The organism is Streptomyces lincolnensis (assembly GCF_001685355.1).
In the GTDB taxonomy this organism is placed as follows: Bacteria; Actinomycetota; Actinomycetes; order Streptomycetales; family Streptomycetaceae; genus Streptomyces; species Streptomyces lincolnensis.
On sequence record NZ_CP016438.1, the window covers coordinates 5,333,456 to 5,349,732 of the forward strand.

At 70.7% G+C, this 16,277-nt stretch carries 12 protein-coding genes; 6 read left to right on the forward strand and 6 right to left on the reverse strand.

What is annotated here, in order from left to right:
* Positions 1–25: 25 nt before the first annotated feature.
* The gene (locus tag SLINC_RS23810) at positions 26–2,473 is read right to left on the reverse strand and encodes a tetratricopeptide repeat protein (protein ID WP_067436701.1); all 2,448 of its coding nucleotides are present in this window, start codon (positions 2,471–2,473) and stop codon (positions 26–28) included.
* Between the two features lie 179 nt (positions 2,474–2,652).
* On the opposite strand from SLINC_RS23810, the gene SLINC_RS23815 reads away from it, so the two are divergent.
* Positions 2,653–5,721 carry an AfsR/SARP family transcriptional regulator gene (locus SLINC_RS23815; RefSeq protein ID WP_067436704.1) on the forward strand — a complete coding sequence of 1,023 codons (3,069 nt, stop codon included), beginning with the start codon at positions 2,653–2,655 and terminating at the stop codon, positions 5,719–5,721.
* 879 nt (positions 5,722–6,600) lie between these two features.
* Here SLINC_RS23815 and SLINC_RS23825 read toward each other — a convergent pair.
* From SLINC_RS23825 to SLINC_RS23840, 4 genes are all read right to left on the reverse strand, one after another.
* Positions 6,601–7,023 (reverse strand): PIN domain nuclease, encoded by a 423-nt coding sequence (locus SLINC_RS23825; protein WP_067436711.1) that lies wholly within the window; start codon positions 7,021–7,023, stop codon positions 6,601–6,603.
* Positions 7,020–7,235 carry a type II toxin-antitoxin system VapB family antitoxin gene (locus tag SLINC_RS23830; RefSeq protein WP_067436714.1) on the reverse strand — a complete coding sequence of 72 codons (216 nt, stop codon included), beginning with the start codon at positions 7,233–7,235 and terminating at the stop codon, positions 7,020–7,022. The genes SLINC_RS23825 and SLINC_RS23830 overlap by 4 nt, the downstream gene beginning before the upstream one ends.
* Positions 7,236–7,319: 84 nt before the next feature.
* Positions 7,320–8,531 (reverse strand): FAD-dependent monooxygenase, encoded by a 1,212-nt coding sequence (locus SLINC_RS23835; protein WP_067436717.1) that lies wholly within the window; start codon positions 8,529–8,531, stop codon positions 7,320–7,322.
* A 132-nt stretch (positions 8,532–8,663) separates the two neighbouring features.
* A complete protein-coding gene (locus SLINC_RS23840; RefSeq protein ID WP_067436720.1) occupies positions 8,664–9,434 on the reverse strand; it encodes a polysaccharide deacetylase family protein in 771 nt (256 codons plus the stop codon).
* A gap of 250 nt (positions 9,435–9,684) precedes the next feature.
* Between SLINC_RS23840 and SLINC_RS46160 the strand changes: the two genes are divergently transcribed.
* Positions 9,685–9,858, forward strand: coding sequence for a hypothetical protein (locus tag SLINC_RS46160; RefSeq protein WP_375141488.1), 174 nt, complete (start codon positions 9,685–9,687; stop codon positions 9,856–9,858).
* A gap of 118 nt (positions 9,859–9,976) precedes the next feature.
* A complete protein-coding gene (locus tag SLINC_RS23845) occupies positions 9,977–11,263 on the forward strand; it encodes an alpha/beta hydrolase (RefSeq protein ID WP_067436723.1) in 1,287 nt (428 codons plus the stop codon).
* A gap of 18 nt (positions 11,264–11,281) precedes the next feature.
* Here SLINC_RS23845 and SLINC_RS23850 read toward each other — a convergent pair whose 3' ends face one another.
* Positions 11,282–12,448 carry a L,D-transpeptidase gene (locus tag SLINC_RS23850; protein ID WP_067445652.1) on the reverse strand — a complete coding sequence of 389 codons (1,167 nt, stop codon included), beginning with the start codon at positions 12,446–12,448 and terminating at the stop codon, positions 11,282–11,284.
* A 252-nt stretch (positions 12,449–12,700) separates the two neighbouring features.
* On the opposite strand from SLINC_RS23850, the gene SLINC_RS23855 reads away from it, so the two are divergent.
* Genes SLINC_RS23855 through SLINC_RS23865 form a run of 3 tightly spaced genes read left to right on the forward strand, consistent with a single transcriptional unit; the run spans position 12,701 to position 16,250 of the window.
* Complete coding sequence (locus tag SLINC_RS23855; RefSeq protein ID WP_067436726.1) at positions 12,701–13,912, forward strand: lipid II:glycine glycyltransferase FemX; 1,212 nt, start codon at positions 12,701–12,703, stop codon at positions 13,910–13,912.
* Positions 13,909–15,543: a murein biosynthesis integral membrane protein MurJ gene (gene murJ / locus SLINC_RS23860; protein WP_067436728.1), complete on the forward strand. Its 1,635-nt coding sequence runs from the start codon at positions 13,909–13,911 to the stop codon at positions 15,541–15,543. Before SLINC_RS23855 ends, murJ begins: the two co-directional genes overlap by 4 nt.
* A 23-nt stretch (positions 15,544–15,566) precedes the next feature.
* Positions 15,567–16,250 (forward strand): response regulator transcription factor, encoded by a 684-nt coding sequence (locus SLINC_RS23865; protein WP_067436732.1) that lies wholly within the window; start codon positions 15,567–15,569, stop codon positions 16,248–16,250.
* The last annotated feature ends 27 nt before the right edge of the window (positions 16,251–16,277 follow it).

Sequence of the window (16,277 nt, forward strand, 5' to 3'; positions counted from 1 at the left end):
CCGGCGGGACGGTCGGCTGCGGCGGTCATGACCGCCGCAGCCGACCGTCCAGGCGTTGCGCGTCCTCGGGGTTCAGGCGTCGGAAGAGTTCCCGGGCGGCCTCGTAGTGGCGTATCGATTCATCATGATCACCAAGCGACTCCGCGGCCTGGCCGAGCCATTCCAGACAGCGTGCCTCCCAGTGCTCGGACCGGGTGCCGCCCGTTCGGAATCGCGCGAGAGCCTCACGCAGTCGGCGCGCGCCTCCCTCACCGTCCCCGCTGCGGTCCAGGACATGGCCGAGAAGAGCCAGGACGCGGGTCGCCTCGTATGTCTCGCCCAGTGAGTCCAGTTCGGTGCCGGCACGGCGCAGTTGTTCGGTGGCCGTGGCCAGGTCGCCGCCGGCCAGAGCGGTTTCGCCGAGACGCCGCCGGGAGAGGGCGGCTCCGCGTCGGTAGCCGATCGCCTCCCTCAGACGCAGCGCGTGTTCGAAGTGGCCGCGTGCCTCGTCGAGCCGGTGGGCCAGGAGGCTCACATGGCCCAGCCCGCTGACGGCTTGTGCCTGTTGGCGTACGTCGTCGTCGGCCGCAGCCTGCTCCAGTGCCTGCCGGTACCAGTCCGCCGCCTCCGAGTACCGGCCCGCGTTCCGCAAGCCGATCGCGCCGGAGGTGAGCATGCGGCCCTCGCCCTGCCGCGAACGGCATCGGCGCGCCGCGTCGAGACCGAGTCGATGCGCCTCGATCCACATCTCGGACGGACGTAATCGCAGGAAAAGGGGCCATATGAGGTCCACCAGGCGCCAGCAGAAGGAGTCCCAGCCGACCCGGGCCGAGTGCCGTACCGCCCCCATCAGGCCGTTGCGGTACGTGTCCAGCCAGGCGAGGGCTTCCTCGGGACCCGTGAGCGGGGTCGGAGGCACGGTGCACGCGGAGAGGTCGTGCCCGGGCAGCCGGTGGCTGGGGGTGAGGAGGGTCTCCGCCGAAGCCGCGGTGGACAGGCACCAGTCCACGAAGCAGCGCAGTGTGCGCTCCTGCCGGTCGGCGTCCTCCAGCTCCTCGCCGAGTCGACGGGCGTGCGGCTGGACGAGGTCGTGGAAGCGATAGGTCCCCGGGCCCGTCTCCTGCAGGAGGTTCGCCTCCACCAGAGCATGGACGGCGATGTCGGCAGCCTGCCCGGTGTCGCGCGTGTCCTCCTCGTTGCCCGCGAGGGCCGTCAGTAACGCGAGGTCGTGGCGATCCGCGGGCAGAAGTCCCATCCGGCGGTAGAGGACACGGCTGTTGTCCGGGAGAACGTCGTACGTCCTGTCGAGTGCCGTACGCATCACGGCCTCCCCTTCGACGTGCAGCGTCTCGACGGGGCTTCGACGACCCAGGCTGTCGACCAGGGCGGACACGGAACGGTGAGGACGCAGGGCGAGCTGGGCAGAGGCCAGAGCCACCGCCAGAGGCAGATGGCCGCAGAGTCTGACCACTTCACGCGCGGCGGTCGGCTCCCGTGCCACGCGCGTCCCACCGCCGAAGGCGAGGAGTTCGACGGCCGATTCGGCGGGGAGCCCCTCCAGCCGGTGTACGGACGCGCCGTCGATGTGGAGTCCGGTCAGCATGCTTGTGCTGGTCACCACGGTGAGGCCGGTCGGTGTGCCGGGCAGGAGCGGGCGTACCTGCGCAGCCGTGAACGCGCTGTCCAGGAGCAGCGCCAGTCGTAGACCTGAGGTCATCGAACGCCACAGCGCGCTCCGTTGAGCGCTACCGGGCGGTACCGAGGACGCGCCGAGTGCGACCAGGAAGGCTTCCAGTACGGCGGCGGGGGACACAGGTCCGTCGCCCTCGTCGGTGGCCCGTCCGCCGAGGTCGGCGTAGAGCTGGCCGTCGGGGAAACTTTCGGCGTGCTCATGCAGCCAGTGGGTGGCGAAGGTGGTCTTTCCGACGCCCGGGAGCCCGCTGACCACCAGGACCTGAGGTGCGTGCGGCGCGCGCCGGGCACGCAGGGCGTCCAGGGCCCGTCGGTCGTCCTCCCGGTCGACGAACCGTGCGGTCACCGGAGGCAGTTGGCGGGGCACGGGGAGGCCCGCCCGTGGTGGCGGGGAGGACGGGTGGAAGTGGATGCCGCCGTGGATGTCCCGGGCTTGCACGCTGGGGCCGTGGAGCACGGAGTCGCCGCTGATGACATTGGCCGTCGCCGAGGGCGCCGGACCGGACGGCGTACGGGCGGCGCCGGGGTGGTGACGCACCCACTCGGTCAGGGCCTGGCGTGCCGCCGCGTCACGCGACGCCAGGACGTGGAGTTCCCGGGCCAGTTCCCGCCAGTGCGTCGGCTCGGCGGGATGCCCCCCCGTCACATGTGGGGGCCAGAACCGGGACACCGCCGGATCCGCGCGGGCCACGGTGTCCATGATCCGCGTCAGGTCGCGCCATGCGGGGGAATCCGGGTCGGCGCCGCAGGTGGCCAGGGCCGACAGCAACGCCTCCGGTCCGTCCGGGGAGGAAGCACGCACGTACGCAACTCCTTTCGGTTTCCCAGGAGTCACTCCCCGGTCCGGACGGGACATGAACTAATTCAGCTACTTATCGGTCAATCTTGAGCGCGTAGTGCCTTCATGTGGTCGGCAATGCCAGGTTCATGACATTCTCGAATGCTCGGCAATCACAGGCCCTACCGGCGGGGAGGACGCTGGTGGAGTTCGAGATCAGGCTTTCGGGATCAGTGGAGATCCGGGCAGCGGGCCACCGCAGTGATCTCGGATCGACAAAAACCAGGGTGACGCTTGCCGCCCTCGCCTGGGACGCGGGCCGCACGGTGAGCGTGGACACCCTGATCCACCGTATCTGGGACGAGCATCCGCCGGCCAAGGCCAGGGAAGCGCTCCACGCCCACATCTCACGGATCCGAGGCTCCCTGCGCATCGCCGGGGATCACATGCCCGCGATCGTCAGTCGTACGAACTCGTACTGCCTGGAGATCGATCCGGACCAGGTGGATCTGCGCTGCTACACGAGCTGCGTCGAGCGGGCCCGTTCGCTCAGGGAGAGGAGGGACGAGGAAGCCGCGCTGCGACTGCTGGACCGGGCGGAGGGGCTGTGGCACGGCGAACCGCTGGCCGGTATCGCCGGATCATGGGCCGAGCATCTGCGCGTCACCATCGGTGAGACCACCCTCGTGGCCGCGATGACCCGAGCCGAGATCCTCTTCGACGCAGGGAAGTTCGCCGACGCCGTACCCGTCCTTCTGCCGTTGGCCGAGGCCCATCCTGTGGACGAGGCCCTGGCCGAACAGCTGGCCGTAGCCCTGTACGGCAGCAACCGGACGGCCGAAGCGACCCGGCTGCTCCAGCGGACGCGGCAGCGTGTTGTCCGTGACATCGGTCTCGACGCCGGCCGGGGGCTGCACCGGGTTCATCAGGGAATCCTCGCAGGCAACCCTGCGGCGGCTCTGCTCTCCCGCGCCGGAGCCGAGGAGAGGACGGCGCCGCCACCCACGCGCCGGGTTCCCGACAACCTGCCGCGCGACGTCCCGTGGTCGGGACGACGGGACGAACTGCGACGGCTCACCGCGGCGCTCTGCGAGGAAAGAGGAGCCTCGGACGTGGTCACCGTCGAGGCGATCCACGGCATGGGGGGCGTCGGCAAGACCGGCCTGGCTCTCCACCTGGCCCATCGATTACGGGACCGTTTCCCGGACGGGCGCGTCTTCCTCCACCTGGGCGGGAGTTCGACCGACCGGACACCGCTGACCCCGGCCCGGGCACTCGCCGAACTGCTGCGGCTGCTCGGTGTGCCTGCCAAGGAACTACCGCACCAGCTCGACGAGTTGGTCGCGCTGTGGCGCTCGACAGCGCGTGACCGCCGGATGCTGGTGATCCTCGACGACGCGACCTCCTCCGACCAGATCCGGCCCCTGCTCCCAGGGGCTTCCCCGACAGCGGTCGTCGTGACCAGCCGCCGTCGGCTGCCCGGACTGCCCGGAGTGCGGCCGGTCTCCCTGGATGTGCTGCCGCCTGTGGACGCGGTGGCGCTCTTCAGACAGCGGCTGGGGGGAGGACGCGACACCGATTCATCAGATGTGGCCGAGATTGTTCGGATATGCGGTTACCTCCCGCTGGCCGTCGAGATCGCGGCCAGCCGCCTGCTCGCCCGTGCCTCGTGGACCACGTCCGACCTGTTGCGTCAGCTCGGCGGCGGCCGTGGCCATCTGTCCCAACTACACGATTCCGACAGGACGTTGACGCATGTCTTCGCGGTCTCGTACGACGCTCTGAACGCTGAGCAGCAGCTGGTCTTCCGCCGTATCGGACTGCATGTGGGGGTGGAGTTCGGGCCGCGTGCGATCACCGCGCTCACCGGATTCTCCTTGGACAAGGCCGAACGAGTACTCGAGGAACTCCTCTCTCACCACCTGGTCTCCGAGCCCGTTCCACACCGTTTCATCATGCATGATCTGCTGCGCGACTACGCGCGGTCGTTGATCGAGGCCGCGGATTCCGAGGACGATGTCCGACAGGCCGTACAAGGCCTTGTGGATCACTACGTTCATGCCGCGGACCGGGCGGACCGGCTGGCCTATCCCTTCCGTTCGCGCACGGAACTCGACGCCGATGATCCCGCCATCCCGTCCTGCCCGGGAATCGTCGATGCGCAGTCGGCAGAACAGTGGCTGATCACCGAGTCGGCCAATCTGCTGGACACTCTGGGCTGGATTGCAAAGCATGGCTCGGAATATCAACTCGCCCTGTCTGTCCATGTGTTGGCGGGATTTCTGGACATGGAGGGACACCTCTCCGTGGCGGAACCGCTGCTGCGGCGTGCCGCCGCCCACTGGAAGGCCGCAGGTGACAGCGCGGCCAGGGTGCGGGCCCTGCTCGACCTCTGCGCGGTGCGCACCCACGGCTCTCGCTATGACGAGGCGATCTCGGCCGCTCGTGAGGCGCTGGACGTCATGCGCTCTCTGCCGGACCGGGGGCTGGAGGCCGAGTGCATTCACCAGCTCTCGGTGCCCCTGTGGCAGACGGGCCAGTATGCACAGGCTCGATCCCTTCAGAAAACCTCAATGAATTTTCTCTTGCGAACAAACGATCTGCTGCGGATAGCGCGCTGTCGTAATTTACTGGGAATAACACATCTCCATCTGGCGGAGAACGAAGAGGCGTTGGCTTGCTTTACTTCGGCTCTCGCTGATTTCACGGAAATAGGAGACGAACGTGGGCGGTACAGTGCGCTGAACAACATGGCGGAACTCTATAAGAGGACAGGGCGCCCGGCGGATGCGGAAGCGGCTTATCGGAAGGCGATGGTCGTGGCGGATCGCATGGGAAATCCGAGAGACAGGGCCACGCTCCAGATGAACTTGGCGTCCGTCCTGGACGTGCTCGGCAGAACTGATGAGGCCCTCGCCCTGTACGGCCTGGTCCTGCCGGTGCTGCGGGCTGTCGGAGACCGGCGCGCGGAGGCCATCGCCCTCACGGGTATCGGCAGGGCGTACCGTGCCGCCGGGCGCACGGAGGAGGCCCTCCGGCAGCACATCGCCGCACTTGAGATGACACGTGCCATTCGCGCGGCGGGCGACGAGGTCAACGTGCTCTACGACTTGGCCCTGGCTGAACGGGATGCGGGACACGCGGCTCTGGCCGTGGTTCACCTGGAGGAGAGCCTGACGCTCAGCAGGAGCATGGGAGCCTCTGTGGAAGAGGCCCGTGCCGCCGAGGCTCTTGCCGAACTTCGGGGCGAGGTTACCGCGCAGTCAAGATAGGCGGTACGGCGGAGCACAGGGATGTGTGCGGAGCCACCAAATTTCAGTTGTGCGGTCATTGGCGAGCGTGTGGGGCATGCAGCGCGCTAGTCTCGTCGCCAACGAGGCGCTGAGGCCGGCCCGCCACGCTCGGTCGGAGCTCTGTCCTGTCTGCGCTTCAGAACGGCGACCCACGGTCTATGAAAGACAGAAAGGTGTAAGACCTCGTGAAACGTTTGCACATCGGGGCCATCGTATTGACTTGCATTGCATATGCAATTTCTCAGGCCCCTGGCTCGACCTTCTTCGGCATGTAGGGGGCCGGGTGTCCGGTACCAGGCGTAGGCAACGGCTCGGTACCGGACATCGCCCCTCGGATGTGGCCGACGCCCATTGCCCCGGTGGGCGGGTGGTTCTGAGACGATGACGATCCGATCTGTTCGACTCCGCTGAGCGGTTGGGGGTACAGGCGTGGATCCGATCTCGGCGAGCCTTCTCGTGGCGGTGGCGACCGGGGCAGGCGGTGAAGTGGGGCACCAACTCTGGGCGCAACTACGCGGGTTGGTGAGGAGAGGGCCGTCGGAGGGAGCCGCCGGGGCGCTGGAGCCGACGACCTGTGACGCCGAGCTGGCCTCCTTGTCCGAGGCCCCTCACGATGTCGAGCGAGCGCGTGCGCTCGGTGCGGCCCTGATCCGCCGCGCAGAGCAAGATCCCCTCTTCCGCGCGGACTTGACGCACTGGCAGCAGCAGGCGCAGATGCTCCGTACCGGAGATGGGCACACGACGAACACCGTGAGTGGCGGCACTCAGAGAGGCCCGGTCGTGCAGGGTCGGGACTTCTCCGGAATCAACTTCAATGCCCCGGGTCAGGGGTAGCGACGCTCGTCCGTGGTCCGTAAGTCACTTGCCGGCGTCGGGGCCGTACCACTGGAGCGCCTGTCCTGTGACGGCCGCGATGCAGTCGAAGTCGCGGTCGCGGTGCAGCAGGGTCAGTCCCTGTAGCTCGGCCGTGGCAGCCACCACGAGGTCGACGGCTCCGGCGCTGCGGTGCCGTCCCTGCTGGGTGAGGATCTCCTGGACCTGCCAGGCGCGGTCGTAGGCGCGGTCGTCGACCGGCACCCAGCCGAAGAGGAGCCGCAGGTCCTCGATGCCCTGCGTGCGGTCGGCGGCGGAACGCGCGCTGTAGAAGAACTCCAGCTCGGTGATGGGGCAGGTGGCGATGAGCCCAGCGGCTGCCGCCTGGTCCCATCCGTACTGCTCGGCGTCGGCGCGCAGCATGCGCGCGAGGGCGCTGGTGTCGATCAGGAACTGCGCGGCGTTCACCGGCGGTAGTTCCCCTTGTCCTCGAAGAGGTCCAGGTTGAAGGCCCCCTCTTCGGCTGCCGCTCGCAGGCGGGTGAGGGCGAGAGCGCGCCGTCGGTTCTCCAGCACCTCGCGCAGGGCGGTGTTCACCGTCTCCTTCTTGGTGCTGGTGCCGAGGGCCTTGGCCACGTCCGCCACCAGCTGATCGTCGAGATCGATCACGGTTCGGCTCATCTGCTGCCCTCCGTAGGTGCTGACCTGAAGATATCACCCGAGCTATCAAGTATATCTTGCTTCGCACATATGGGTGGTGAACCCCTACCGCGACAGCTGTCGCCCGCCGAACTCACCCGTCCCCGTGGCCTGCTTCCACCAGGTCTCCAGGCCCGTCTGGTCGAAGGTCCGCCAGTTCGGGGTCTCGGTGACCAGGGCGCGCCCGAGCCGCCGCCCGAGGTCGAGCATGACCCGGCCGGAGGGCGCGCGGCCGGTGTCGTAGGCGGCCAGGCCCTCGGACCAGGTGGTCGTGGAGGTGAGGGCCGTCTCCAGGACCGTGGCGTCCTGGAGGGCCTTCACGGCGCCCGCGCCCGTGTGCGGGCGGGCGACCGTGGCCGCGTCGCCGATGAGCAGGGCCCGGCCCACGGCGTAGTGGGGCGCGGTGAAGTCGTACAGGGGCTGGAGGAACAGCTCGTCGTGGACCGTCGCCCGCACCAGGTCGGCCCAGTACGGGGGCAGCGACTCGGCGCAGACATCGGCGAGATGGGCGCGCAGCCCGTCACCGGCCGTGCCCGGGGGCAGGCTCGTGGGGGTGTCCATGCCCTGGTCCAGGCCCGGGGGCGGGGTCGTGTAGAGGATCCAGTTGACGCGGTGCCCGCCGGTCTCGTCCGGGATGCGGTACACGACGAGATGGCCGCCCTCGAAGACGATGTACGCCCCCTCGTCCTCGGGCAGCAACTGCGCCGCGTTCAGCCGGCTCGCCGGGTAGGCGCCGCGCCAGGCCAGGTATCCGGCGTACTCGGGGCGGACGTCGGCGTACACCGACGCGCGCACCGCGGAGCGGTAGCCGTCCGCGCCGACCACCACGTCGTAGCGCTCACTGCGTCCGCCCGTGTGGACCTCGGCGCCCTCCGGCGTGGCCTCGACCGCCTCGACCACCGAGCCGGGCCGGACGTCGGCCGTCCCGGGCATCCGGCGGCGCAGGTCGTGCCAGAGCGAGCCCCAGTTGTAGGTGCGGAACGGGAAGGGCAGTACGGCGATCTCGCGGCCCAGCGGGTGGTGCGCGGCCGCGTCGTCACGGACGTAGTAGCGGCTGCGGGTGATCTGCACCCACGGTATGGAGGCGTCGAGGTAGCCGGCCGACTCCAGTTCCGCGTAGCGGGCGTTGTGCACGGCGACCCCGACCCCGCGGTCGGTCATACGGCCCGCCGCCCGCTCGTACACCGTGATCTCCTCGGCCCCGGCCCGCCGCAGCGCCAGCGCCGCCGCGCACCCCGCGATGCTCCCGCCCACCACCGCGACCCGACCACTGTGCATGTCGTGCCTCCGCAGCTCGCCCGTTCTGCGCACGGCGCCACTGCGGCGGATCGTGCCCGGCCATGATGTCAGCCGCGTGATCACGGCGAATCAACAGCACGTGCAGATACGGGGGAGTTGCCGGACGGCCGTCTACCGCACGGGGAAGCCGAAGGCGTACCCCTGCTCCTTCAGCCACGGCAGGACCTCTTCGAGGGCGGCCACGGTCTCGGAGCGGTCGCCGCCGGCGTCGTGGAAGAGGAGGGTCGGGCCGTTGGAGATCTCGTCCTTGACGGTGGCGACGATGGTGTTCGTGCCGGGGAGCTCGAAGTCCTTGGTGTCGACGTTCCAGCCGAGCGGGCGCATGCCGTGGGACGCGGCGAGGTGGCGGCTGTAGGGGGTGAAGGCGCCGCCCGGCGCCCGGTAGTACAGCGGGCGGACGCCCCCGGACGCCTCGGTGATCATGCGTTCGGCGTCGAGGATCTGCTGGGACTGGTAGGCCTTGGACTTGTGGTCCATGGTGACGTCGTGCGAGACGGTGTGGTCGCAGAGCCGGTGCCCGGCCGCCACCACCGCCTTGACCAGGTCGGGGTGGGCGCGGGCCTGGGTGCCCACCATGCAGAACGTGGCCTTCACGCCGTTGTCCCGCAGCACCTCCAGCACCCGCGGTGTCCACACGGGGTCCGGCCCGTCGTCGATGGTGATGTTGACGCCGCGGGCGCCCCCGTCCGAGGCGTGCACGATCTCCGCCGACACCGGCGCCGCCTTCCGGGCGTGCGGCTTCGCCGACGACTTGACCGGAGGGCGCCCCTCGGCCGAGCCGACCTGCGCGTTCCAGAACGAGGCCATGGCGGCCACCGCGGTCACTCCGAGTGCCGCCGCGAGCACCTGGCCGTACCAACGCCGTCCACCACTTCGCACCATGTCTGCCGTTCCCTGTCGTCGCCGTGGATCTGTGCATCCGGCAAGAGGGGGGAAGTCGGCCGGGGGATCCGCCTGTTACCGACCTCGGACAATTCCCCCCGGGGGACGGGGCGGACGGGTGGGCGCAGAACGAGAGCCGGCGCGGAAAGAACCTTCCTCGCCTTCCGGCCCTCTCAGGAGGTGACCGCAACCGCGAGCGAGAAGAAGGGGAGACGGCGCCTCCGTCCTGCTGGGCACCCTGCTGTGGGACGTGATCGGGCTGCTCACCCTGTACGGCACGGTCTTCGTCGTCCCCGACGACGCGACCCGCGGGCTGGTCCGCCTGGGCTTCGCCGTGGCCTCGGCCGCCTATGTCCTGTTCTGGCCGGTACGGGACCGGCGGCGCTCACGGACCGCGCGGAAGCCCGCACCCGTGACTCCGTGACTCCGTGACGAGACGCTCCTTGCCCTTTTTGTGCTCATTGAGGGAACGCGGAGGGCTCCACGGCCCTCCTTCCGGATGAAGGAAAAACGCACGGCAGGGAAACCGGGGAACGAGTGGCATGGGGCTGACCAGCGAGACGACCGTATATGTGATGGTGGCCCTCGCCGCCGTCTGCGTGGCGCTGCTGGTCTGGCTGTGGCCACGGTTCGCCCGCCAGGGGTGGCGGCAGGTGCTCGCCCGGCTGGTGGCCGTCGGGACGACCCAGGTGGTCATCATCGCGGCGTTCGCGTGCTGGCTGAACTCGTCGTACCAGTTCTTCGGATCGTGGGGCGAACTCTTCGGCCGCGTCGAGACGGCCCCGGTCGGAGTGACACAGGCGGGGGGCCCGGGGGTCGGCACGGGGAACGACGTCGCCGTGCGGGGAGCCCTGGTGCAGCCGGCCGGCGACGAGCAGTTGAGCCGGGTCAGCGGGCTGCCCGCCGGCCCCGCCGCGGTGACCGGGCGGGTGGAGTCCGTCAAGGTCATCGGCCGGCGCACGGGCGTGGTCGACCCGGCCTTCGTCTATCTGCCGCCGCAGTACTTCCAGAAGGCGTACCAGCGGCAGCGTTTCCCGGTGATCGTCGCGCTCAGCGGTTACCCGGGCAGCATCTTCAACCTCGCGCAGCATCTGCGGGTGTCGCAGACCGCCGGGGAACTCCAGAGGAGCGGCCGGATGCAGCCGACCGTCATGGTGATGATCCGGCCGACGATCGCCCCGCCGCGCGACACCGAGTGCGTGAACGTACCGGGTGGTCCGCAGACCGAGACCTTCCTCGCCAAGGATCTTCCCGAGGCCCTGAAGTCCGCCTACCGGGTGGGCCACGACGCCAGTGCCTGGGGTGTCATGGGCTACTCCTCCGGCGGCAGCTGCGCCCTGCAACTGACGATGCGCGATCCGCACGTGTACACGACGGCCGCCGCCCTGTCGCCCGACTACAAGGTCAAGGACGATCCGACGACCGGCGATCTCTTCGGCAGCGGCCCGGGCCGCGCCGACCGGATCAACGGCCACGACCTGATGTGGCGGCTCAAGCACCTGCCCGCCCCCCAGGTCTCCGTCCTGGTGGCCGAGAGCAAGCACGGCGAGCGGGGCTATCCGCAGACGCAGGCCTTCATCAAGGCCGTCAAGGCGCCCATGCGGGTCGCGTCGATCCTGCCCGAGCACGGCAGCCACAACTTCCCGACCTGGGTGCAGGAGATGCCCCCCGCCCTTGAGTGGATGAGCCGGCAGCTGACGTTCCCCCAGGACGTCGTGCCCCGCCACGTCAAGAAGGGGGCGGGGGCCGCCGACCGCCCCGCGACCGGTCACGGCACCCTGCGCGCCGACGGCACGGAACCCACACCCACCGCCGGGACGCGCCGGTGACGCCTCCCCGGGCACTCCTCAGCGCAGCGCGCTCATCCCCTTCCACTCGGCCCACGGGACGTTCCACGCGCCGAAGCCGTTCCCCGGCGCGACCACGCCCTTGGTGTCCTTGCCGGTGATCTCGAACGGGTCGCCCGGCCGCACCTGCGCGTAGAACCAGGCCGCGTCCGCGTCGCTCATCCCTATGCACCCGGAGCTCTGGTTCGAGTTGCCGAACCAGCGGGCGTTCCACGGGGCGGCGTGCGCGTACATGCCCGACCAGGTCAGCCGCATCGAGTGGTCGACCATCTTGTTGTAGGCGTCGGCCAGGCCCACGGTCTCGGAGTTCATGTTGATGGTGCCCTCCTTGGCCATGAGGACGGCGGTCCCGCGCCAGGAGCGCTTGTCGCCGCCGGGCGTGCCGCCGGAGACCGGTATGCGCCGGACCGTCTCGCCGTCGCGCAGGAGGGTGAGCCGGTGGTGGTCGAGGTCGACCTTGACGATCTGCCGGGCGCCGACGGTGAAGCTGGTCGTGTAGTCGCGTACGAACCAGCCGCCGCCCGCGCCCGAGTCGGTGCCGTTCAGCTCGGCGTTCAGCGTCACCTTGGTCCCGGGCTTCCAGTACGCCTTGGGCCGCCAGTCGACCCGGTCCCGGCCCGACCAGTCGCGGATCCAGCCCCAGGAGCCCTCGGTGCCGTTCGAGGTGGTGACCTTGAGCTGCTTCTCGACCTCGGCCCGGTTCCTGACGGGGTTGTCGAAGACCAGGGAGATCGGCTGGGCGACGCCGACGGTGGTGCCGGTGCCCGGACGCCAGTCGACCTTGTTGACCTGGCCGGCCGCAGCGGTGGTGAAGGCGGCCTTGGTGGTCCTGGCGGTTCCGGCCCCGGACCGGGTCGCCGCCGTCACCTCGTACGCCGCGCCGGGCACGGCCTTGCGGGCGGAGACCCACGACCGGCCGTCGGCGGCGACCTTCCCGGTGAGCCGGTGGCCCTCGGCGTCGGTGACGGTCACCGCGGTGAGCCTGCCGCCCGCGGCCGTGACCCGCACGGGCTCGCCCGCCCGGACCCGTTCTCCCGTGGGCGTGACGGTGACCGTGACCGGCCGGTCGTCGGCGTTCGGCTTCATCTTGGTGTCCGGGGCGCCGGTGGTCCCGCTCGACGAGCAGGCGGCGAGCGGGACCAGCAGGGCGGCCACGGCGGTGGCCATGACGGTGGCCCGGACACGGGCGTGGGCGAGTGCACGGGTGCGGGGCAACAGGACCTCCGGGAGCGGCGAACAGGGCTGGATGCCGTGACTGTAGAGCCGGAAAACCCGAGGTCAGCCGCTGTGGAGCGATGTGACGGCGTCTGGTGAGGAACGGTCATGGTCCCGTCACATTCGCCGCGCGGAGCGGTCATGGACCGCTGTGAACCTCCTGTCAGTCCCCGCGACCGGCCCGGGGAGAAGGAGGCTCAGACTGTGTCAGCGCTGCTCGTGCCGCCCAGCCGCGTGTGCCCGGCACCGAACCGGGACGTGGCCCTGTGCCCCATCACCGCGGAGACCTACCGCGCCTTCCTCGCGTCCCCCGAGGGCGCCGCGCTCGGCGCCGGTTTCCTCCAGTGCCCGTCCTGGGGTGACGTCAAGGAGGGCTGGCGCTCCCTCCTGCTCGGCTGGGGCCCGGACCCGGAGGCCGGCGCGCTGACGGGCGTGGCCCTGGTGCTGCTGCGGCAACTCCCCGGCACCCGCAGGTACTTCGCCTACCTTCCCGAGGGCCCCGTCGCCGACTGGGCCGACCCCGACGTCGACGGCTGGCTCGGTCCGCTCCTCGAACACCTGCGCAGGTCGGGCGTCTTCGCCGTACGCATCGGCCCGTCGCCCGCCTACCGGCGCTGGGACGCCGACCGGCTCAAGCAGCTCGCCGGCCCGGGGCGGCGCCTCGGCGACGTCCTCGCCAGCGAGGTCGACCCGCTCGGCACCGCCGTCGCCGAACGGCTGCGCGCCCGGGGCTGGCACCGCTGCGGCGGGGACGGGACCGGCGGGGCGGGGACCGGAGGGGACGGTGACGCCCAGCCCCGGCACGTCTTCCACGTGCCGCTCGCCGGACGCACCACCGAGGACCTGTGGTCCGGCCTCAACCAGGAGTGGCGCCGCAACGTCCGCCGGGCCCAGAAGGAGGGCGTGGAGGTGGTGGTGGGCAGCGCGGCCGAACTCCCCGAGTTCTACCGGCTGCTCGGCATCACCGAGCGGCGCGACGGGTTCCGGCTCGGCCGCTCGCTCGCCTACTACGAGCGTCAGTACGCGGCACTCAACGCCGAGGAGCCGGGCCGGATGAAGCTGTACCTCGCCCGTCACCGGGGAGAGATCCTGGCCGCCCACACCCTGATCACGGTGGGCCGCCGGGCCTGGTACCAGACCGGCGCCTCGGCCGACCACCGCCGCGAGGTCCGGCCCTCCAACGCGTTGCAGTGGCGGATGCTCCAGGACGCCCACGCTCTTGGCGCCGACGTCTACGACATGCGCGGGGTACCCTCCACTCTCGATCCTGAGGAACGTGCGTACGGACTGCTGCGGTGGAAGCTCGGCACCGGGGGACAGGTCGTCGAGACGTTGGGGGAATGGGAGAGACCCTTGGGCGGCAGCGCCAACCACACGCTCTACCGCGCCTTCCAGGCGTACCTGAACCGCCGGTGACGCCGACCCGGACAGCCGCGAAGGAGACCGCGAAGGGGGCCGCGAAGGCCGGCTCCGCCGCGCGCGGCAGTGCCGTCATGGCCGCCGGATCGATCGTCGGCCGCGCCACCGGGTTCGCCCGGTCCGCCGTGGTCGCGGCGGCGATCGGCACCATCGGGCCGGTCCCCGACGGCTACGCGGTCGGCAACGCCCTGCCCACCATCGTCTACATGCTGCTCCTCGGCGGCGCCCTGAACGCGGTCTTCGTGCCCGAGCTGGTCAAGGCCGCCAAGGAGCACGCCGACGGCGGTGCCGCGTACACCGACCGGCTGGTCACCGTCTGTGTCCTCGCCCTGCTGGCGATCACCGCGACCGCCGTGTGGGCGGCCCCCGCGATCGTCGACGTGTACACCGACTACACCGGTGAACAGGCCGCGATGACCACCGCGTTCGCCCGCTACTGCCTGCCTCAGATCTTCTTCCTCGGGCTCTTCACCCTGCTCGGGCAGGTGCTCAACGCACGGGGCCGGTTCGGCGCGATGATGTGGGCGCCGGTCCTCAACAACCTCGTCGTCATGGCCGTCTTCGGCCTGTACCTGGCCCTGTCCCTGGGCGGCGGCGACACGCTCACCGCGAGCGAGACCGCGGTCCTCGGCTGGGGCACGACCGCCGGTATCGCCGCCCAGGCCCTCGCCCTCGTCCCCGCGCTGCGCGCGGCCCGCTTCCGCTGGCGGCCCCGCTTCGACTGGCGCGGCAGCGGACTGACCCGCCCGCTGCGTGCGGCCGGCTGGCTGGTCCTGCTGGTCCTCGCCAACCAGGCCGCCTACTGGGTCACCACCCGCCTGGCCACCACCGCGGGTCTCGACGGCGGCCCCGGGTACGGCGCCTACAACAACGCCTACGCCCTGTGGGTCGTACCGCACGGCATCATCACGGTCTCCGTGGTGACCGCCCTGATGCCCCGCATGAGCGCGGCCGCCGCCGACGGGGACACCGCCGCCGTGCGCCGCGACGTCTCCCACGCCCTGCGCGTGTGCGCCTCGGCCGTCGTCCCCGCCGCCTGCGCGCTGTTCGCCCTCGCCCAGCCGGTGATGGCCCTCGTCTTCGGCTACGGCAGGACCAGCGCCGCCGACACCGCCGCCATGGCCGGGATCCTGATGGCCTTCGCGCCGGGCCTGATCGCCCTGTCGGGTCAGTACGTCCTGTCCCGCGCCTTCTACGCGCTCTCCGACACCCGTACGCCGTTCCTGCTCAACCTCGTGATCGTCGCCCTCAACGCGGGACTGTCCCTGGCCGCCGCCCACCTGCTGCCCGCCCGCTGGGCCGTGACGGGCATGGCGGCCGGATACTCCCTGGCGCTGTGCGCCGGCTGGGCGGTGACCGGCCTGGTGCTGAGCCGCCGCCTCGCCGTCGCCCGCCCGCTGCGCTCGTCCGCCGCCGGCGCCCACGCACGGCTGCTGCTCGCCGCCGTGCCCGCCACCGCGCTGGGCTGTTTCGCGGCCCAGGGAGCGGCACGGGCGGGGGCCCTGGCCGCCGCAACCGCCGGCGCGGCCGCCGTCGTCCTCGCCTTCGCCCTGCTCGCCCGTCCGCTGCGGCTCGCCGAACTCGACGCGCTGCTCTCCGGCGTACGCCGCAGACGGACCCGGACCTGATCACCACCGAGGGAGACCTGCCGATGCCCCGCGTGCTCCTCATCGAGGACGACCCCTCCGTACGCGAGGGGGTCGAACTCGGGCTGCGCCGCCGCGGCCACGACGTACGGGCGGCCGCGACCGGCGAGACCGGCCTCGCGGCGATGGCCGAATTCCGCCCCGATCTGCTCCTGTTGGACCTGATGCTGCCCGGCATGAACGGCGTCCAGGTCTGCCGCCAGGTCCGCGAGCACAGCCAGCTGCCGATCATCATGCTCACCGCGCGCGGCGACGACTTCGACGTGGTCATCGGCCTGGAGGCAGGGGCCGACGACTACATCGTCAAGCCCGCCCGCCCCGAGGTGATCGAGGCCCGCATCCGTGCCGTACTGCGCCGCCTGGACGACAGCGGCCCGGGCCGCCCGGCCATCGAGGTCTACGGCGAACTCACCATCGACCGGGTCGGACTGACCGTCACCAAGGCCGGCCGGCCGCTCGCGCTCGCGCCCTCAGAACTCAAGCTCCTGCTGCACCTGTGCGCCGCCCCCGAGCAGGTGTTCAGCAGGCAGCAACTGCTGGAGCACGTCTGGGAGCACAGCTACCACGCCGACGCCCGGCTGGTCGACGCGTGCGTCGCCCGGCTGCGCGGCAAGATCGAGGACGAGGCCGGCAGCCCCCGCTACGTCCAGACACTGCGGGGCTTCGGTTACCGCTTCGGCCCGCTGTGATCACCGGCCGGGGGCCCGGCCGGTCGC